This window comes from Bradyrhizobium sp. (assembly GCF_019244115.1).
Taxonomy (GTDB): Bacteria; Pseudomonadota; Alphaproteobacteria; order Rhizobiales; family Xanthobacteraceae; genus Bradyrhizobium.
The window spans coordinates 1-17353 of record NZ_JAFATE010000016.1; the positions used below are offsets into that span (position 1 = coordinate 1).

The 17353-nt window shown below is 63.0% G+C and carries 15 protein-coding genes and 1 pseudogene; 4 read left to right on the top strand and 12 right to left on the bottom strand.

Translation table 11 applies throughout. The features are described 5' to 3' along the window. Window positions 1–523, bottom strand: a pseudogene (locus JOZ76_RS00705) (sorbosone dehydrogenase family protein); the annotation flags it as partial. A gap of 321 nt (window positions 524–844) precedes the next feature. Between JOZ76_RS00705 and JOZ76_RS00710 the strand changes: the two are divergent. After that, a complete protein-coding gene (locus JOZ76_RS00710) occupies window positions 845–1945 on the top strand; it encodes a hypothetical protein (protein ID WP_291696719.1) in 1101 nt (366 codons plus the stop codon). A 284-nt stretch (window positions 1946–2229) separates the two neighbouring features. Here the strand turns inward: JOZ76_RS00710 and JOZ76_RS00715 are convergent, their stop codons facing one another. The 6 genes from JOZ76_RS00715 to JOZ76_RS00740 form a co-directional block, all read right to left on the bottom strand. Continuing rightward, a complete protein-coding gene (locus JOZ76_RS00715) occupies window positions 2230–2922 on the bottom strand; it encodes a VOC family protein (protein ID WP_291696720.1) in 693 nt (230 codons plus the stop codon). Between the two features lie 208 nt (window positions 2923–3130). Beyond that, window positions 3131–4603, bottom strand: coding sequence for an ATP-binding cassette domain-containing protein (locus JOZ76_RS00720; protein ID WP_291696721.1), 1473 nt, complete (start codon window positions 4601–4603; stop codon window positions 3131–3133). A 3-nt stretch (window positions 4604–4606) separates the two neighbouring features. Further along, window positions 4607–5533, bottom strand: coding sequence for a branched-chain amino acid ABC transporter permease (locus JOZ76_RS00725; RefSeq protein WP_291696722.1), 927 nt, complete (start codon window positions 5531–5533; stop codon window positions 4607–4609). Then, window positions 5534–6409: a branched-chain amino acid ABC transporter permease gene (locus JOZ76_RS00730; RefSeq protein WP_291696723.1), complete on the bottom strand. Its 876-nt coding sequence runs from the start codon at window positions 6407–6409 to the stop codon at window positions 5534–5536. It abuts the gene before it with no gap. A gap of 136 nt (window positions 6410–6545) precedes the next feature. Continuing rightward, entirely contained in the window at window positions 6546–7730 is a 1185-nt protein-coding gene (locus tag JOZ76_RS00735) for an ABC transporter substrate-binding protein (RefSeq protein WP_291696732.1), read from the bottom strand. A 334-nt stretch (window positions 7731–8064) separates the two neighbouring features. Then, complete coding sequence (locus JOZ76_RS00740) at window positions 8065–9123, bottom strand: CobW family GTP-binding protein (RefSeq protein WP_291696724.1); 1059 nt, start codon at window positions 9121–9123, stop codon at window positions 8065–8067. Window positions 9124–9273: 150 nt separating this feature from the next. On the opposite strand from JOZ76_RS00740, the gene JOZ76_RS00745 reads away from it, so the two are divergent. Next, on the top strand, window positions 9274–10368 hold the full coding sequence (locus JOZ76_RS00745) for a cyclase family protein (RefSeq protein WP_291696725.1): 1095 nt from the start codon (window positions 9274–9276) through the stop codon (window positions 10366–10368). A 63-nt stretch (window positions 10369–10431) separates the two neighbouring features. On the opposite strand, the gene mdoH is transcribed toward JOZ76_RS00745, so the two are convergent. The 3 genes from mdoH to JOZ76_RS00760 form a co-directional block, all read right to left on the bottom strand. Next, window positions 10432–12591, bottom strand: coding sequence for a glucans biosynthesis glucosyltransferase MdoH (mdoH, locus tag JOZ76_RS00750; RefSeq protein WP_291696726.1), 2160 nt, complete (start codon window positions 12589–12591; stop codon window positions 10432–10434). Then, window positions 12579–14042 (bottom strand): glucan biosynthesis protein G, encoded by a 1464-nt coding sequence (locus JOZ76_RS00755; protein ID WP_441299952.1) that lies wholly within the window; start codon window positions 14040–14042, stop codon window positions 12579–12581. Before JOZ76_RS00755 ends, mdoH begins: the two co-directional genes overlap by 13 nt. Before the next feature lie 229 nt (window positions 14043–14271). Continuing rightward, the gene (locus JOZ76_RS00760) at window positions 14272–14667 is read right to left on the bottom strand and encodes a nuclear transport factor 2 family protein (protein ID WP_291696728.1); all 396 of its coding nucleotides are present in this window, start codon (window positions 14665–14667) and stop codon (window positions 14272–14274) included. Between the two features lie 135 nt (window positions 14668–14802). Here JOZ76_RS00760 and JOZ76_RS00765 point away from each other — a divergent pair, with 135 nt between their 5' ends. Both JOZ76_RS00765 and JOZ76_RS00770 read left to right on the top strand, forming a co-directional pair. Then, window positions 14803–15291 (top strand): Lrp/AsnC family transcriptional regulator, encoded by a 489-nt coding sequence (locus JOZ76_RS00765; protein WP_291696729.1) that lies wholly within the window; start codon window positions 14803–14805, stop codon window positions 15289–15291. A gap of 45 nt (window positions 15292–15336) precedes the next feature. Next, window positions 15337–16209 carry a transglutaminase family protein gene (locus JOZ76_RS00770; RefSeq protein WP_291696730.1) on the top strand — a complete coding sequence of 291 codons (873 nt, stop codon included), beginning with the start codon at window positions 15337–15339 and terminating at the stop codon, window positions 16207–16209. A gap of 24 nt (window positions 16210–16233) precedes the next feature. Here JOZ76_RS00770 and JOZ76_RS00775 read toward each other — a convergent pair whose 3' ends face one another. After that, window positions 16234–16626: a hypothetical protein gene (locus JOZ76_RS00775; protein ID WP_291696731.1), complete on the bottom strand. Its 393-nt coding sequence runs from the start codon at window positions 16624–16626 to the stop codon at window positions 16234–16236. Window positions 16627–16746: 120 nt separating this feature from the next. After that, window positions 16747–17353: thiolase C-terminal domain-containing protein (locus JOZ76_RS00780; protein ID WP_441299951.1), on the bottom strand; the 607-nt coding region annotated here is incomplete at its 5' end.

Sequence of the window (17353 nt, forward strand, 5' to 3'; positions counted from 1 at the left end):
CAATGCCGTCGGTGTTTCCGACATAGAAGGTGTTTTCCACCAGCGCCATGCCGAACGGCTGGTTCAGTCCTTCCATGAAGGTCTTTTGCGTTTCGGCAATCCCGTCGCCATCCGTATCGCGGAGCAGCGTGATGCGGTTCGCGCTGACGCCGAGAGCGGCGGCGCGCCGCATCGTCGCCTGCATCGCATAGTGAAAAACCGACCTGGCGGGTCCTGCGACTTGCGTCGCTTCGGCAACGAGAACGTCACCGCTCGGCAGCACATAGATCCAGCGCGGATGCTCCAGGCCGGTCGCGAACGCGTTGACCTTGAGCCCGGGCGCCGCCAACGGCTTCTCGCCGTCCTTCCAGCCCCTCGCCGTCGGCATTTTGAGCGTCGGCAGCGCGCCTTGCGGTTTCGCCGCCGGAATCGCCGGCGCGTGGCCCCAGGCCGGCGCGGGCTGCGCGCCCTGCCGATGACGCCACTGCAGCGCGGCGCCGCCGATCACCGCGACGATCTTGGCAAAAACGCCGGACAAATCCATGAAAATCCCTGTTGATTGACCCTTGCCCCGGTTGATCCCGGGCTTTCCCCGATGAGCTCGCGCCGTGAACACCGGCGAGATCCCTGACGGTAGTTATACTATCTTAGTGACCAGAGCCGAATCGCGGAGATTGCATTGGCGCTCCACGTCAGAGCGCTTCCTCCCCGAAATCTGGGCCCGCCTGACGGCGGGCTTCTTTTTCAAGACACATTGATTTTTGAGGACACATTGAATCGAATGTGAGGTTTGCGCTCGCCACACGAGCTCCTTGCCGGTTACGATCCGCGATTGCCACCGCGATCAAGGGGCGCGACCAACGCCATGGAGAGACCACGCCACCGCCCCGTAGCCAGAATGGCGTTTGCGCTCGGACTGCTGCTTGCGCTGCCGGGTCCCGGCCTGATCTCCGCTACCCTGGCGCAGTCACTCACCGAACAGCAATCGGATGCGCAAAAGGCCTATGACGACGCCTTGAACCGGTTCAAACAGGTTTTGGCCGAGCGGCGCAACCAGATCAATTCGAAACAGCCGCTTCCGAACCTGCCGGGACAAGCGCTCTATCTCGCGCGTGTCGACATGATCAGCACCTACAAGGATCTCACCGACGCGCTTCCATCGAAAATCGGACGGCCCAACAAGTTCGGCCTTCCCCCGGCCTATTTCGACGCTGACGCCGAGCCGCTGGTCGACGAGTACAGCAAGCTGTTCGGCATCATGGAAGCACCGCCCGCTGGCGCGCAGGACTCGGCGACCCCCTTCAAGGATGTGGTCGAACTCGCCGTTGCGATCGCGCGGGCCAAGGGGCTTGATGCCGCGGACGCCGAGGCCGCCGGACGGATCAGCCTCGGACTGTTCTTTGCCGAGACCAACGGCAAGCAGAATGTCGGCAACGCCCGCTCGAACACCTACAAGGGCAGCCTGCAGACGGGACCGTCGGAAGATCGAATCGGCCGCAAGAAGTGGGCTGCAATCAAGCCGGCGATCGGCCGCTTTGATCCCCAGTTGATCGCGCGCGACGACAAGGAAGAGGCGCGGGCCGGCGATCTCGATCATCGCTTCAATCACTGGACCGCGGTGCGCGACGGGCTGATGAACGCTCACGCAGAGCTCTTTCCGCAAATCCCGTCGATCGTGAGAACGCTCAAAAATCCGATCGATCAGATGAAGTTTTTCGAGCTGATCCAGATCGTTCCGACACCGACCCGATCGGCGCTCAACTCAGGCAACCTGCTCGCCTACCGGATCTCCGACCCGCGGATCATGCGATATCTGCGCAACAACAGTATTTTTGCTTTCGGCAAAGCCGACCGCGCCAGAACATCGGCAACTTTCCGCGACATCATGGATGCGATGTGGCTGTTCAACAAGAAATTCGAACGGGCGCTGGCGGAATACGAGGCGCTGAAGGCGAAGAAGTCATGAGCCTCCGATCATTGCGGCACCGGAGGTGAGCCCCGGGGGCTCGCGGCGGAGATCACCACGCCGTGACGGTCGATCACCGCGACGCACGGCACCTCATGGATTGAGCGTCATTGCGAGAGGGGCGACCACAAGGGTCGCCCCTACGGGATCCACATTGCGGGGCGACCCTCGTGGTCGCCCCTATCCTGGTCGGCCCCTTCTCGTGCAAGCGGAGAGAGGTGAACAGTGTGCCTCGAGATACCATTCGACCAAGCTTTGTCGTCGGCTCACATTCTGGCAGTCGCTCACACCGGCAGTTCCTGGCCAGCCTGCTCGCGGACGATGTACTCGGCGTACCAGTCCGGCCAATTCACATCGTGTTGGCCGCCGTTCCGCTTCTCATGCTCGCCATGCGCCTCCGCGGCGCGCCGGAGCGCGGCGGCAAGATCAGTCGACGAGGCGAATGTCGTTTCGCTGTCCACGCGACCGGGCAGTCGCGCGGTGATCTCCTGGAACAGCCAGCCATTGCCGTCCGGATCCTTGAACGAGGCGAACGAGCGATAGCTGCCACGCGCGGGATCCAGGCCGCTGGCCCGCGCCCGGCCGAACAGATACGGCTCGTCCGGGCCGAGATATCTGTCGCCCTCGCCATGGAACGGTTCGCTGACAGCGACGCCGCGCGCGATCAGATCTTTTCGCGCGGCCTCGATGTCGGAGACGATCAGGTACAGGCCCTGGGCGGAGCCGGGCGCGGCCGCGGTGACGTTTTTGCCGAAGATCACAGAGGCCGGTGATCCCGGCGGCGTGAACTGGATGACGCGAAAGTCGCCACTGGGAGCGGCGAAGTCGGCGTCCAACCGCCAGCCCATATCACCATAAAAGCGCTTAGCACGGTCGACGTCGGACACGGGAATGACGATGACCTCGAGTTTCATGTCGACGGTTTTTGGCTTCGCCGTTTCGGTTGCAGTCTTGCTGCGTTCATCAGTGGTGCTCATGTCGACCTCCGGGGCTTTGCGGCTTTATCCGATTGCGCCGCGCTCACAATGCCACTTTTGTCCCGGAATGACCCGCTAGGAATTGTTAGACCTCGTTAGCAGCCGCGCCCTCGGATCATGGCTTTGCGGTCGCAATTTTTCAATTGATTCATTCACTTGGCGCGGCGATAGAACCGGTGAAGGCTATCCGAGCCGGACCAGCCGCCCGTTACAAATAGCCGCGGCCGGCCTCGGCGGCAAAGCGGTTCGGCGGCCCCTCCCAGACGATGCGCGCATGCTCCAGCACATAGACGCGGTCGGCATGCGGCAGCGCAAAGGTGACGTTCTGCTCGCCCAGCAGCATGCTGATCGAGGTGGTCCGGCGCAGCGTCTCGATGATGTGCGAGATCTGCTCGAGGATGATCGGGGCGAGGCCCAGCGTCGGCTCGTCCAGGATGAGCAGTTTTGGCTTCATCATCAGCGCGCGGGCGATGGTCAGCATCTGCTGCTCGCCGCCGGACAGCGTCCCCGCGGCCTGGCCCTGCCGCTCTCGCAGGATCGGAAACAGCTCGAACAGCCATTCGATCTGGGTCGCGCTCTCGTCCGGCGCCAGGTGGTGGGCACCGAGATCGAGATTTTCGCGCACGGTCATGTCGACGAACAGCTCGCGGCCCTCCGGCGCCTGCACGATGCCGTTGCGCGCAACGCGCGCGGCCGACAGGCCGCGCAGGGCGTGGCCCTGCTGGCGGATCTCGCCGACATAAGGGAGCAGCCCCGAGATCGCGTTGAAGAGCGTCGTCTTGCCCGCGCCATTGAGGCCGACGACCGAGACGAACTCGCCGGCATGCACGTGGATCGAGACGTCCTCCAGCGCCTGCGCCTTGCCATAATGCACGCTGAGCTTTTCGACTTCGAGGAACGGGGTCGCGGCATCGCTGAACGCGGATTCCGGCCGCGCCGCGGTCTCGATGCTGCCGCCGAGATAGACGCGGCGCACCGTCTCGTCGCCCATCACCTGCTCGGCCGATCCTTCCGCGATCTGTTCGCCGACATACATCGCGAGCACGCGGTCGACCAGCCGCGCCACGCTCTTGACGTTGTGATCGACCAGAAGGATGGCCCGTCCGTCATCGCGCAGCTCGGCGATCAGCTGCGAGAAGGCGGCCGTCTCCTGCTGGGTCAGCCCGGCGAAGGGTTCGTCGATCAGCAGGACCTTCGGATCCCTGGCGATCGCCTTGGCGATCTCGATCTTGCGCAGGTCCGCGAAGGGCAGCGTCGATGGCAGCCGGTCGAGCACGGCGGAGAGGCCGACCCGCTCGGCAATCGCGCGCACGCGCGCCTCGATGCCGGGATCGGCGAACAGCCGCGTCAGCTTGTCGGGCAGCAGCGCGAGCTTGATGTTTTCCAGCACGGTCTGCCGGTGCAGCGGGCGCGAATGCTGGAATACGATGCCGACCCCCATGCGCGCGATCTTGTAGGACGGCAGCCCCGCCACCTCCTGGCCGGAAATGCGCACCGAGCCCGCATCCGGCCGCACGATGCCCATGATCAGCTTCATCACCGTCGACTTGCCCGATCCGTTCGGGCCGATCAGGCCAAGAATCTCGCCGGCCTTGACGTTCAGCGAGATGTCCTTGACAGCGACCAGGCCGCCGAAGCGCTTGGTCACATGGCCGACGTCGAGAGAGGCGCAGTCGTTCATGCTCTAGACACTCTCTTTGTGGCGCGTCAGCAGGCCAAAAAATCCGTTGGGGAACACCAGCACGACGACCAGCGCGAGCGCGAACACGGTGAAATTCGAAAGGTCGCCCAGCGGCCGGAGCACCTCGCTCATCGCGATCAGAAACACCGCACCAAGGACGGCGCCAAGGATCGTCCGCCGGCCGCCGAGCACGGCCGCGATGATGATCTGGACGCCGACCGTGACGTCGATCAGCGTTCCGATCGAGGCCGAGCCGAAATAGAACACCAGGAGTGCGCCGGCGAGGCCCGAGAAGAACGCGCTGATGATGAAGGCGAACAGCTTGTGCTTGGTGACGTTGAAGCCGAGCGCGCCGGCCTGCACGTCATCCTGCCCGCTGGCCTGCAGGATCAGTCCGACCGGCGATCGGGAGAGCGCAAACAGGATGGCGCCGCTCACCGCCATGAACCAGAGCGCGATCTGGTAGTTGACGACCTCGCTGATGGTCAGGACGTCGGGAACGGTCAGGCCGATCTCGCCGCCGGTCAGACCGGCGTCGACAACGATGAAGTTTTGCAGCATCAGCACCGCGACCAGCGTGGTCAGCCCGAAATACGGCCCGCGCACCCGGAGCGCCGGCAGCGCCAGGATCAGCCCGCCCACGACCGCGGCGAGCGTGCCGGCAAGCACGCAGACCCAGATCGGCAGGCCGTAGAGATTGTCCAAAATGCCGGCGGTGTAGGCGCCGGTGCCGATCAGAAAGGTCGGTCCGAAATTGACTTCGCCGGCGAAGCCGAACAAGAGGTCCCAGGCCATCGAGAACACGCCGAAATAATAGGCGACCGTGAGCAGGCCGAGGACATAGCCGGAGACGCCGAGCGGCAGGAACGAGGCCGCCACGACCACGGCAAGTCCGATCAGCAGAATACGGAGGGTCTGTGATTTCAGCATCTATCGACGTCCCAGCAGGCCGCGCGGCCGGACATACATCACCACGACCAGCAACAGCAGCGCGGGGATGGTGCGATAGGCCGGCGAGATCAGGTAGGCAGTCATGGTCTCGAGGTAGCCGACCACATAGGCGGCGATCAGCGCGCCGGAGACGCTGCCCAGTCCGCCGAGCACCACGATAGAAAACGCGCTCGCCGTCAGCGGCCCGACGCTGTAGGAGGAGACGCCCAAAAACATGCCGAGCAGCACGCCGGCCACTCCGATCAGCACGCCATAGATCGCCCACACCGCGATGTAGATCTGCGGCAGCTCGATGCCGAGCAATGTCACGCCGCGGGGATTCATCGAGGCCGCCAGCACCGCCTTGCCGGCGCGCGTGCGGTTGACGAGCAGCCAGAGGACGCCGATCACGATCCAGCACACGATAGCCGTGAACAGCTCGTTCGCAGGCGTCCGCACGCCCGCGATGTTGATGACGCCGCCGACGATCGGCGACACCGTCTTGGCGTTGTTGGTGTAGAAATAGGCGATCAGCTCCTGGATCATGATGCCCCACAGCAGCGTTGCCGTGAGGATGAAGATCTCCTTCTCGTCCTCGCGGATCTTTTGCGAGTTTTGCAGCGGCCGGACCACCGCAAAATAGGTCACGAGCGAGGCCACGAGGCCGACCAGGACGCCGATCGCAGCTCCCGCATAGGGGCCGACATGCAGGTCGTTGCCCGCGGCCCAGGCCGCCACGACGGCGGCGACCATCAGCGCGCCATGCGACAGATTGAGGACACCGGAGACGCCGAAGATCAGCGCAAAGCCCATCGCACCAAGCGCGTAGAGCGAACCGACAGCAAAGCCGTCGATCAGAATTTGCCAGAACAGCATCGCCTCGTTCCGCTGTGCAGATGATCGTCCGTCAAGCGCAAACCTTTCCCGTTCCTTGCAAGCTCGTCCCTCTCAAGCATGCTCCCCGCCGGCGGACGCTGGCGGGGAGCATTTTTAGCTTCTCGACCGGCATTCGCTACTGCGCCGATCCGACCTTGATGAAGCTCGGAAACTTCATCTTGCCGTTGGCGAGCTTCTCCGGCCACAGGTTGACCTGCTTGCCGTTCTGCCATTGCAGCATCAGCCCGGTGATGGTGTCGGGCCCAACCTTCAAGGCATGCGGATTTCCCGTGTCCTTGCCCTTGAACTGGATACGGCCAATGGTGCCGATCCAATCGGTTTGCTCCATGGCGGTGACGAGCTTGTCCGGATCGGTCGAGCCGGCGCGCTTGATCGCGTCCGCGATGTAGTAGACCTCGTCATACGCGGTGTAGCCGGCATAGGACGGGAAGTTGCCGAACTTGGTCTTGAACGCATTCACGAAGGGCAGCGTTTTGGGTGTCACCGCGACGTCGGGCCCGGAAACGGCCTGGTAGAGCACGCCCTCGACCGCGCCATTGGTGTCGTTCCAGAAGCTCGAATTGGTGGCCTGCGAGGAAATCCCGAACATCGGGATCGGCACTTCCTGCTGCTTCCATTGCACGGTCGGCTGCACGCCGACGTGTGAAATACCGGTGAGGATCACGTCGGGCTTCTGGCCCTCGATCTTGTTGAAGATCGGTGTGAAGTCGGTGGTGTCGGGCGACAGGCGGATGTGGTCGAGCACCTTCAGCCCCGCCTCCGGCAGGCATTTGAGGTATTCGGCATCGAGCGGCGTCGTCCACGCCGCGTCCTCACTCATCACGACGGTCGACTTCAAATGAAGCTGCGTCGCCAAGAGGTCCTTGGCCGCGGCACAGACCAGATCGGCGATGCTGGTCGAGGTCAGATAGCCATGGAAAGTGTATTTGAGGTGATCATAATCCTTGGCGATGTTCTGGGTGATGACGTCGGACGCCGCTCCCGGCGTCACCATCACCGTCTTCAGCCGCCCGGTCCACGGTTCGAGCGCGAGCACGACCTCGCTGATGTAGCTCGCGATGACAGCGTTGACGTGATCCTCGTTCGCGGCGCGCTGGAAGGCGCGCACCGATTCAGCGGCGGAGGAATGGTTGTCGTAGGAGACGATCTCGATCTTCTGGCCGTTGACGCCACCGGACGCGTTGATCTCGTCGGCCGCGAGCTGCGCGGCCTGCGGAATCGACGATCCGGCAACCGCCTGCGCTTCGGCGATGACACCGATCTTGATCGGCCCGGACTGGGCGTGACCGGGCGAAGCCATGGCAAGCGCGAAAATGGCTGCCGCCGCATATGTGGCGAATTTTGGCGCGACGCGCCAAAGCTGTGTTTTCATCGAGCGTCCTCCCTGAAGCTTGGTCCTCGGAAATCTTAAAGGTTCCAATTTCGGAACGATCATGCTCGAACAACGAGCGGTAACGCAATGGCGGATTTTGATCGGGACCGTTGCGCTTTCGGCTAGTATCCCGGCATCAAACGCATGGTTGGAAGCGGAGGTTCCTGTCGAAATGGACCGCGATCATGGTCTGTTCGTCGGGGGCAACGCCCGCGTACGCGACGGCGTCAACGAAAAGCGGTCGTTTGCCTCGGCCTTCGCGTCAGACCCGAACGCCCGCCACATGTTCGCGAAAGCTGGCCTCGAGCTCGGCCCGCGCAATGCCTCGCACGATGAACACGATCCGCGACCGATGGTCGGAATCCGGCCAGGCCTCGAGCAGCACCGGCGGATGAAAAATATGGTGCACGCCATGGATCGCCACCGGCGCGCTCTCGCCGGCCAGGTTCACGATGCCTTTGACGCGCAACAGATCGTTGCCCGCCCCCTGCCGCAGCCGGCCAAGCCATCCCGAGAGCGCCTGCCATGAGAGCGGCTCCTCGCTCGCGAGGCAGAATGCGTTGACGTCGTGACCGTGATCGTGGTGACCGTGATCGTGGCGACCATGATCGGCGCGGCCGTGACTCGCGTAGGCGTCCTCGTTGATCCAGCGCCGGACATCGACCGTTTTGCTTTGCGGATCGAACAAGGCCGCGCCAAACAACACGTCCGGCGCGATCTCGCCGTTGGTCACGACGTGCCGCGCTGCAGCGGGATTGAGCGACACAAGCCGCTGTTCCAGTTCCGTAATCGTGCCCGGCGACGCCAGGTCCGTCTTGGTCAGCAGCAGGCGATCGGCCAGCGCGGCCTGCTTGACCGCTTCGGTGTGCTCGCCGATCTGCCGCAAGCCATTCACCGCATCCACCGTGGTGACGATGGTGTCGAGGCGCACGAAGTGGCTGACCAGCGGATTGTTCAGCATGAGCTGGACGATCGGCGCGGGATCGGCAAGCCCGGTCGTTTCCACCAGAAGCCGCGAGAAAGCCGGCACCTCGGCGCGGTCGCGCCGCGCCAAAAGGCCGCGCAACGTCTGCTCCAGGTCGCTGCGCAAGCTGCAGCAGACGCAGCCGCTCGAAAGCACCGCGACTTCGCCCTCGATCGCCTCGACCAGGAGATGATCGAGCGGAACCTCGCCAAACTCGTTGATGATCACGGCACTGTCGCCCATGCCAGGATGGTGCAACAGCTTGTTCAGCAAGGTCGTTTTGCCGCTGCCGAGAAAACCGGTGATCACCGAGACGGGCAATCGCTGCGCCGATTTGTCAGCATCGAACAATGCCATGCTCGGTTCTCCCGCACTGCAATGGAGGTGCCCGCTCGCCCGCAATCAGAAACGCTTCTCGTCTTGTTCCCGTCTCAGTGAAACAATAACATCGTTCGCGTCAACGTTGTCGCCCGTCAGTCAAGCAAAGCAAACTCTGGGGAGGAACACATGACGAACAATCATCAGAATGACCCCGTGGATGAAACATCGGCATCAACCGACCGCCGCGGATTCCTGAAGGCCGCTGGCGTCGCCGGCGCCAGCGCGGTGGCGGTGGCCGGCGCCGCACACGGCAAGTTCGGCCTCGCGCCGATCACGCCAGCGCAGGCCGATACGATGTCGCCGCCGAAACTCAGCGCCGAGAAATGGTGGCCGTCGAAGTGGGGTGCGGAGGACGAGGCAGGCGCCTCGAACCACATCACGCCGGCAAAAGTGCTCGACACCGTCAAATGGATCAAGGACGGCAAGATCTACAAGCTCGGCCATAACTACGAGTCCACGATGCCGCTGTTCGGCAAGCGGGTCTTCACGCTGCGCATTCCCGGCAGCCCGACTGGCGGCCCGTTCGGCGACAATCGCCTCGTCTATCACGACGAGTTCGTGACCACCGAGATCGGCCAGGTGGGCACGCAATTCGACTTCCTCGGCCACATCGGCATTCAACTCGGCGCGGACGGCGACAAGCGGGAGATGAGATTCTACAACGGTCACTCGGCCGCGGAATTCAGCGACCCCTACGGCCTCAAGAAGCTGGGAGTCGAGAACTGCAAGCCGCTGTTCACCCGGGGTCATCTGGTCGACATGGTCGCCGTGAAAGGGCGCATGATGGAGGCCGGCGAGGAGATCAGTGTCGCCGACATGCGCGCCGCGTTCCAGAAGCAGAATATCTCGGAGGCCGACATCAAGCCGGGCGACGGCATCTTCTTCCATACCGGCTGGAGTTCGCTCTGGGGCAAGAACAACGACAAGTTCAACAGCGGCGAGCCCGGCATCGGTCTCGAGGTCGCCAACTGGGTGATCGAAAAGGATCTCTGCCTGACCGGCGCCGACACCTGGGCGGTGGAGGTCGTGCCCAATCCCGACAAGACCCTGGCGTTTGCGGTCCACATGACGCTGCAGACCAAGCACGGCATCCTCAATCACGAGAACCTGGTGTTCGACGACCTGATCGCCGACAAGAAGTATCAGTTCGTCTACAGCTTCACGCCGGTCCCGATTACCGGCGGGACGGGGTCGCCGGGCGTGCCCATCGGGATTACCTGAAGAACACGATAGCGGCGGGATCATGCAAACCCCGCCGCTAACTTTCCGTGGTCCGGGGACGCGTCAACCCGGGAGCTCGTTCCGCTCGCACGAACGAGGCATTTGCAGGAGCCTTCGAAGCATGGCGGCATCGTTCAGGATGGCGCGCATCTCCGCTTTGTCGAGCCAGGCCGTGGCATCGTCAAGGGTGCTGCACTCCTCGATCTTGGCGCGTGCAACGGCGAGAGCAACGTCGATCTGTCCCGGCTTGACGCGCCTCGCAGGCAGCGAGGTCAGGTGATAACGGAGCAATTCGTTGTTTTGCTGCAATTGCCAGAGTGCACTACCGCTTTCAATTCGGGGCGCGGCGGCAAGCTGGCTGGCGCGGCGGACGACGGGCGGAGGGCATTTGTCCTCGGCAGTCGCGAACAACGCTGCCGCTTTCATCCGCCTCGAAGTCAACAGGCCGATCGGGAGGGCAAGCACCAGACCCGTCACGACCGGCGACATCCAGAGCAGCAGTGGAACCGAGACCGCGTAGGCGCTGAGACCCATGACGAGCCCGAACAGGGTGGGCGCAGCAAATTTGCGATACATCTCGCGCCGGGTCACCTCGCCATCGCCTCGCCGCTGCACCTGCCATCCGGCATCGCGGCCAAACAGAATTTCCGCCACGGCACTGGACTGAAAAATCATCATGGATGGAGCCATCAAGGCCGCCAGCACGGTCTCCACAAAAATGCCGGCAAGAACGCGAGCGCTTCCGGCAAATGCAGCGCGCTCCTTGCGCCGGCCGATCACCACCAGATAGGCCAGCAGCTTCGGGACGATCAGAAGCCCCATCGTGGCCGCAAACACCCAGGCTGCCAGCACGGGATCCTGCGCCGGCCAGGTCGGAAACAGGGCAAATCCCTTCGGAAAATATTCGGGCCGAACGAAGTAGGCCTGCAGTGAAATCAACAATCCAAGAACGAGAAAGATCAGCCATAGCGGCGCGGTCAGGTAAGATCCGATGCCCGTCATCAGATGCAGACGTGAAACCCAGCGCAAACCGCGTGCAGGCAACACCGCGAGATGCTGGAGATTGCCTTGGCACCATCGCCGATCTCTGGCCGCGAAATCCAGCATGGACGGCGGCCCCTCTTCAAAACTGCCGCCGAGCGTCGGCGCCATGTAGATCGCCCACCCCGCGCGCCGCATCAAGGCGGCTTCCACGAAATCGTGGCTCAGGATGTGTCCGCCGAAGGGCTTGCGTCCGCGGAGCTCAGGCAGACCGGCTTCCTGCGCGAAGGCTTTGACGCGAATGATGGCGTTATGGCCCCAGTAGTTGCTTTCCGGACCATGCCACCATGCGTTCCCGGCAGCGATCAGCGGACCGTAGACCCGGCCGGCGAATTGTTGCAACCGACCAAAAAGGCTGCGCGCGTTGACGATGATCGGCTGCGTCTGAATCAGGGCGGCGTCAGGATGTTTTTCCATCGCATGGACCAGCCGAACGATGGTGTCGCCGGCCATCAGGCTGTCTGCGTCGAGAACGATCATGGTGTCGTAGGCCGCACCGAAACGGCGCACCCATTCGGCGATGTTTCCGGATTTCCTGGCCGTGTTGTCCGACCGATGTCGATAATACAGCCGTTCTGCGCCGCAGGCGCGACGGAGCGCAAGGAACGTCAGCTCCTCCTCGATCCAGATGTCCGGGTCGGTGGTGTCGCTCAGCAGGAACCAATCGAAGCGTGCGTCATGGCCGATCTCGGCAACCTGTTCGACCATCGCGCGCAGCCGCGCCATCACATGATGCGGATCTTCATTGTAGGTCGGCAGCAGCATCGCCGTGCGAGAGGCGATATCGGGCAGCGGCCCCTCGCTGTGGATCGGCAGTCCGGGCTGGCGCCCGGCCAACAGAACGCAAAAGCCGGCGATGGCGGGCAGGAATGAAAACGCGATCCAGGCGAGCAGCACGAGGAAAAAGACAAGCAGCAAGCCCTCGAGCACGGTTATGCCACCGACCTTCAGCACGTCGTACATCTCGTAACCGCCAGCGACGGTCAGCAGCGCCGTGCCGGCAAAGACGAATAGCCGGCGAATCTGCACCGCGGTCTCGATCCGTCCACCCGCACGTTTCGCACCTGTGACCTGATCGAACCGGGATGGCACCATGGTGAGCGGAGCTTCGGGCGGCAGAAATCCGCCGCCCGCCACATCGCCGGCCGGAGCGAGCGAAGGTGACGCCGTCACGCTGTCCATCGATAGATCCACACCTCGGAGAGCGGCGTGTCGTTCTGGACCAGAACAGCCCGTAGCTCGACTGACGTCTGGCCTTTCACCGAGAACTGGAAGCTGAGCCGCCATCCGCCGGTCTCGGGGTTCGGCTGGGTCACGAGATTGACGACCTCGGATTTTTCGGCAGTCACCTGCCCCGTGATGCTGTTGGGATCGAGGCCCTTGAGCTTGTCGCCGCTGAGTTCGAGCACGACCAGCTTCCTGTCATCCCCGCGGCTGCCGATTCCGGTTCGCGTGAACCTTGCGAGCGCGCCAGTCTTCTGCGCATCCCCTCCCCAGTGGAGGCGGTAGGTAAAGTTGTGCTCGCTCTTGGCCGCGATCGGCTGCTTGGGTCGCCAGAACGTGGCGATGTTGTCGTGGATTTCCTCCTTGGTCGGGATCTCGAACAGAACGACCGAGCCCTCGCCCCAATCGCCGATCGGCTCGACCCATAGGCTGGGGCGATGCTCGAACCGCGATTCGAGATCCCAGTAGGCCGAGAAGGCTTTCTCCCGCTGCATCAGTCCGAACCCGCGCGGATTGAGATCGGCGAAGGTCGAGACTTGCAGGTCATGCGGATTGCTGAGGGGACGCCAGAGCTGCTCGCCCTTGCCGTTGTAGATGGCAAGACCATCCGAATCGTGTACGGCCGGCCGGAAGTCGTCGAAATCCTTGCGGTCGTTCGGCCCGAAGAAGAACATGCTGGTCATCGGGGCAAGACCGCCATGATCCAGGTCCACTCTCGGATAGAGCGATGTCTCGACATCGAACACGGTGGTCTCGCCCGGCCTGATCGTGAAACGGTAGCTTGCGGCCGCGCTCTTGCTGTCCAGCAGCGCATGAATGACGAGCGAGGTGGCGTTCGGCGCCGGCTTCTCGAGCCAAAAAGCCTTGAACAGTGGAAACTCCTCGCCCTTGGTCTCGCCAGTGTCGATCGAAAGGCCGCGAGCGGACAAGCCGTAGGTTTCGCCCTTGGCGACCGCGCGAAAATAACTCGCCCCCAGGAAGACGCAGACCTCGTCGTAATAGTCGGGCTTGTTGATCGGCGCATGAATGCGGAAGCCGGCAAAGCCGAGATCCAGTTCGGGCCACTGACCGATATCCTTACCGAATGAGAAGTCGTCGCGACGATACCTGATGGCGGCGGCACGTCCGTTCGTCACCTCGTAGAGGTCGACCCGGCTCTTGTAAAAAAATCCCCGGTGAAAGAACTGGGCCTCGAAGGGCAGCTTTTCACTGCGCCACAGCGCGTGTTCGGGCAGGAAGCGGATCGATCGGTACTGGTCGTAATTGAGATCCTTCAGCGCATCGGGCAGCTTCTCGTCCGGCGGCTCGAACGGTTTGCTCGCCAGGCTGCGGGCGAGATCGCGCACATAGGAGGGAGCAAACTGCACAGCCGGCGCAGCGGATTCGTTAGCCGCCACACGCGGCAGGATAGCGGCCGTCGAGACGGCCACCGAAGCGCGAAGAATTTGCCGACGATTCAAGGATTCACTCTTTCGGTCAAAACCGAAAGGCAACGGTTTGGGTTTGAAGGAGTTCCTTGGGTGAGGAAATACGCCGGCCAACCGGGAGCCGCCGCGAAGAGGGCGACCACGAGGGTCGCCCCTAGGGTTTTCGCCTTGTAAGGGGCACCCTCGTGGCGCGCCCCGTTTTGCAATGATGTCACGCAGCTGCGGTCTCGAAGCGGCGCTCGATGTGAAATGATTTTGCGGTGACCAGCCATTGCCCGCCGACCAGGTGGAACGAGAGATAGTCGACATAGAGGATCGTATCGATCCGAACCCTCACCTTCACCAGCGCCTGTGATGGCGACGCGAAATCGACCAGCAGGATCTCCTGCTGGCGTGGCGCCCCCTTTGATTTGGGCGAGGCCCTCGCGGCGAGCAAGTCGCGATAGTCGCCGGCGGGAAGGACGCGCAGGCCCTCATCCCGCAAACCGTGCAGTTGCGCCGTCGGCGCGAACACGCGATCGAATTTGCCGACGTCGGAATCAAACATCATCTCGAAATAGCGCTCGACGGCCGTGAGCAGCGCCTGGTGCGTTGCGATGTCGGTCATTCCCTGGTTTCCGATGCTGGTTGACTGGGGCTCCACCCTCGCATCAAACCGCGCGGCATGTCCTTGCGAACTGTGCTATCTAGGAGGCGCCAGACGCAACAAATCACCCTCTTCTAACCCCAGAACGCGGCGAACATGCCAAAACATCCCCTCGACGCCATCGATCGGCGGATCATCAGCGAGTTGCAGGCCGACGCGCGGCTCAGCAATGTCGAGCTTGCCGACCGGGTCGGCCTGTCGGCCTCCCCATGCCTTCGTCGCGTCAAGCGCCTGGAGCGCGAGGGCGTCATCGAGGGCTACCGCGCAGTGCTCAAACGGGACCGCGTCGGACTCGGCTTTTCGGTGTTCCTTGCCGTCAAGATCGATGGTCATGCCAATGAGCGTGCCGTGACGTTCGAGGATGCGGTCTGCGCGATGCCCGAGGTGCTCGCCTGTCACCTCGTATCCGGCGAGGCGGACTATCTGCTCGAGGTCGTGGTCGCCGATCTCGCGCATTACCAGGAGTTTCTCGTCGGGCGGCTCCTCAACCTGCCGATCGTGCGCGAGGTCAGGAGCAACATCGCGATCCAGACCCGCAAGGCGGGAGCGCCACTGCCGCTGGATGTCTTGGAGCAGCTGCCATAACTTTCATTGCAACCGACGCCTCGTTGGTATCTCAGGCGCAGAGTGATGACCATATTCTCCGTCCACCACGCGACAACCTATCGCTACAAGCGGCCGGTCAAGCCCGGACAGCATCAGCTGCTGTTCCGGCCGCGCGACAGTTTCGACCAGCGCCTGCTGGACTGCCGGCTCACCATCGAGCCAGAACCGGTAGCCATCAGGTGGATCCACGACGTGTTCGGCAACTGCGTCACGCTGGTCGATTTCGCAGCCTCGACCACGGTGCTGACTTTCGATACCTCGATCCGTCTTGAGCACACGCCGGAAAAGTCGCCCGACTTCCTGATCGAGGATTATGCGCGGTCCCACCCGTTCGCGTACCATCCGGAGGAACAGCCGGATCTCCTGCCCTATATGCGCCGGCATCACGGCGACGACCACGCCATCGACGAGTGGCTGGCACGCTTTGTCACGATCGGCGCGAGCCAGCCGACCGGACGACTGCTGATGACGCTGAACGAAGCCATCGCCGAAGGTTTTTCGTACCAGCGCCGCACTGCGCGCGGCACGCAGACACCGGCCGAAACGCTGGCGTTGCAGCAGGGAACGTGCCGGGATTTTGCGCTGCTGATGATAGAGGCGGCACGCTCCCTCGGCTTTGCCGCACGCTTCATCACGGGCTATGTGTATGTGCCCGCGCGCGACGGACCGGTCCGGCTTGGCGGAGGCTCGACACATGCCTGGTGCCAGATCTACGTGCCCGGCTCGGGCTGGGTCGAATTCGATCCGACCAACGGCATCGTCGGCAACCGCGATCTGATCCGGGTCGGCGTGGCGCGAACGCCGCAGCAGGCAATCCCGATCTCCGGCACCTATTGGGGCGATGCCGACGACGAGCTCGGCCTGGAGGTGTCGGTCCACGTCAATACGGAAGCGTGAACGCAACCCGCCGGCCGAGACGCGTCACATGCCCTGCATATATCGTATCGGGTTTTCCGGGTCGCTTGCGAAAATCCGCCCCGTCTCCGCAACAAGCGAGGACACGCCGGCGGCATTCAAATCATCGAACCGCTCGAAGCTGAAATTGTTGCGGCCAACTCTCTTTTCACCCAGCCTGCCAGCGTAGGTCGGTACGATCGGCGCATCCGCCCTTGTGACGGCGACGTACACGCTGATGTAGTTTTTCTGCAGAGCAACCCCGATGACCGGCCATTCAACCGTCTCGCCTGACCTGGTCGCATAATGAAGCTTTCCATAGCCAATCATCTTCATGCGCATGCCGGCTTCGCCGGCAGGCGTGCCCTTATGGAAATAGCGCTTGAGGTTCGGGGCCGCCTTTCGGATCAGCTCGTGCATCCGGACCAGATCGGATTTTCGCGCCGGATCGAAGCCGAGATAGTTTTCCAGGCTGTCTGCCTTTACTTGAAACATCGAATACTCAATGGTCCGACAGGTGTAGCCTCGGTGTCAGCTGGGCTACTTCAGCGGCTCCAGCACCGAGACGTAGTTCGCGACCGCGGCGCCACCCATGTTGAAGATGCCGCCGAGTTTTGCGTCTCTGAGCTGCATGCCCTCGGGCGCCTGGCCTACGAGCTGCATAGCGGTCATCACATGCATGGACACGCCGGTGGCGCCGATCGGATGACCCTTCGACTTCAATCCGCCTGATGGATTGACCGGCAGCTTGCCGTCCTTCTGGGTCCAGCCTTCCAGGATAGCGCGTGCGCCCTGCCCCCGCGGCGTCAGACCCATCGCCTCATATTCGATCAGTTCGGCAACGGTGAAGCAGTCGTGCGTCTCGACGAAGGACAAGTCGGAGAGCTGCACGCCGGCCTTCGCCAGCGCGCGCTGCCAGGCCACCGTGCAGCCCTCGAATTGCAAAATGTCGCGCTTGCTCATCGGCAGAAAATCCTGCGCGTGGGCGGTGGCGCGGAACGCGATGGACTTGTTCATCGCCTTCGCGGTCTCGGCATCGGCGAGCACCAGCGCGGCGGCGCCGTCGGACACCAGCGAGCAGTCGGTCCGCTTCAGTGGCCCCGCCACATATGGATTTTTCTCGCTTTCCGAACGGCAGAAGTCGTAG

What these genes read in the sequence shown, in the direction of transcription:
- JOZ76_RS00710 (WP_291696719.1), top strand. Translation starts at nt 845, where the DNA reads ATGGAGAGACCACGCCACCGCCCCGTAGCCAGAATGGCGTTTGCGCTC.
- JOZ76_RS00715 (WP_291696720.1), bottom strand. Translation starts at nt 2,922, where the DNA reads ATGAGCACCACTGATGAACGCAGCAAGACTGCAACCGAAACGGCGAAG.
- JOZ76_RS00720 (WP_291696721.1), bottom strand. Translation starts at nt 4,603, where the DNA reads ATGAACGACTGCGCCTCTCTCGACGTCGGCCATGTGACCAAGCGCTTC.
- JOZ76_RS00725 (WP_291696722.1), bottom strand. Translation starts at nt 5,533, where the DNA reads ATGCTGAAATCACAGACCCTCCGTATTCTGCTGATCGGACTTGCCGTG.
- JOZ76_RS00730 (WP_291696723.1), bottom strand. Translation starts at nt 6,409, where the DNA reads ATGCTGTTCTGGCAAATTCTGATCGACGGCTTTGCTGTCGGTTCGCTC.
- JOZ76_RS00735 (WP_291696732.1), bottom strand. Translation starts at nt 7,730, where the DNA reads ATGGCTTCGCCCGGTCACGCCCAGTCCGGGCCGATCAAGATCGGTGTC.
- JOZ76_RS00740 (WP_291696724.1), bottom strand. Translation starts at nt 9,123, where the DNA reads ATGGCATTGTTCGATGCTGACAAATCGGCGCAGCGATTGCCCGTCTCG.
- JOZ76_RS00745 (WP_291696725.1), top strand. Translation starts at nt 9,274, where the DNA reads ATGACGAACAATCATCAGAATGACCCCGTGGATGAAACATCGGCATCA.
- mdoH (WP_291696726.1), bottom strand. Translation starts at nt 12,591, where the DNA reads ATGGACAGCGTGACGGCGTCACCTTCGCTCGCTCCGGCCGGCGATGTG.
- JOZ76_RS00760 (WP_291696728.1), bottom strand. Translation starts at nt 14,667, where the DNA reads ATGACCGACATCGCAACGCACCAGGCGCTGCTCACGGCCGTCGAGCGC.
- JOZ76_RS00765 (WP_291696729.1), top strand. Translation starts at nt 14,803, where the DNA reads ATGCCAAAACATCCCCTCGACGCCATCGATCGGCGGATCATCAGCGAG.
- JOZ76_RS00770 (WP_291696730.1), top strand. Translation starts at nt 15,337, where the DNA reads ATGACCATATTCTCCGTCCACCACGCGACAACCTATCGCTACAAGCGG.
- JOZ76_RS00775 (WP_291696731.1), bottom strand. Translation starts at nt 16,626, where the DNA reads ATGCACGAGCTGATCCGAAAGGCGGCCCCGAACCTCAAGCGCTATTTC.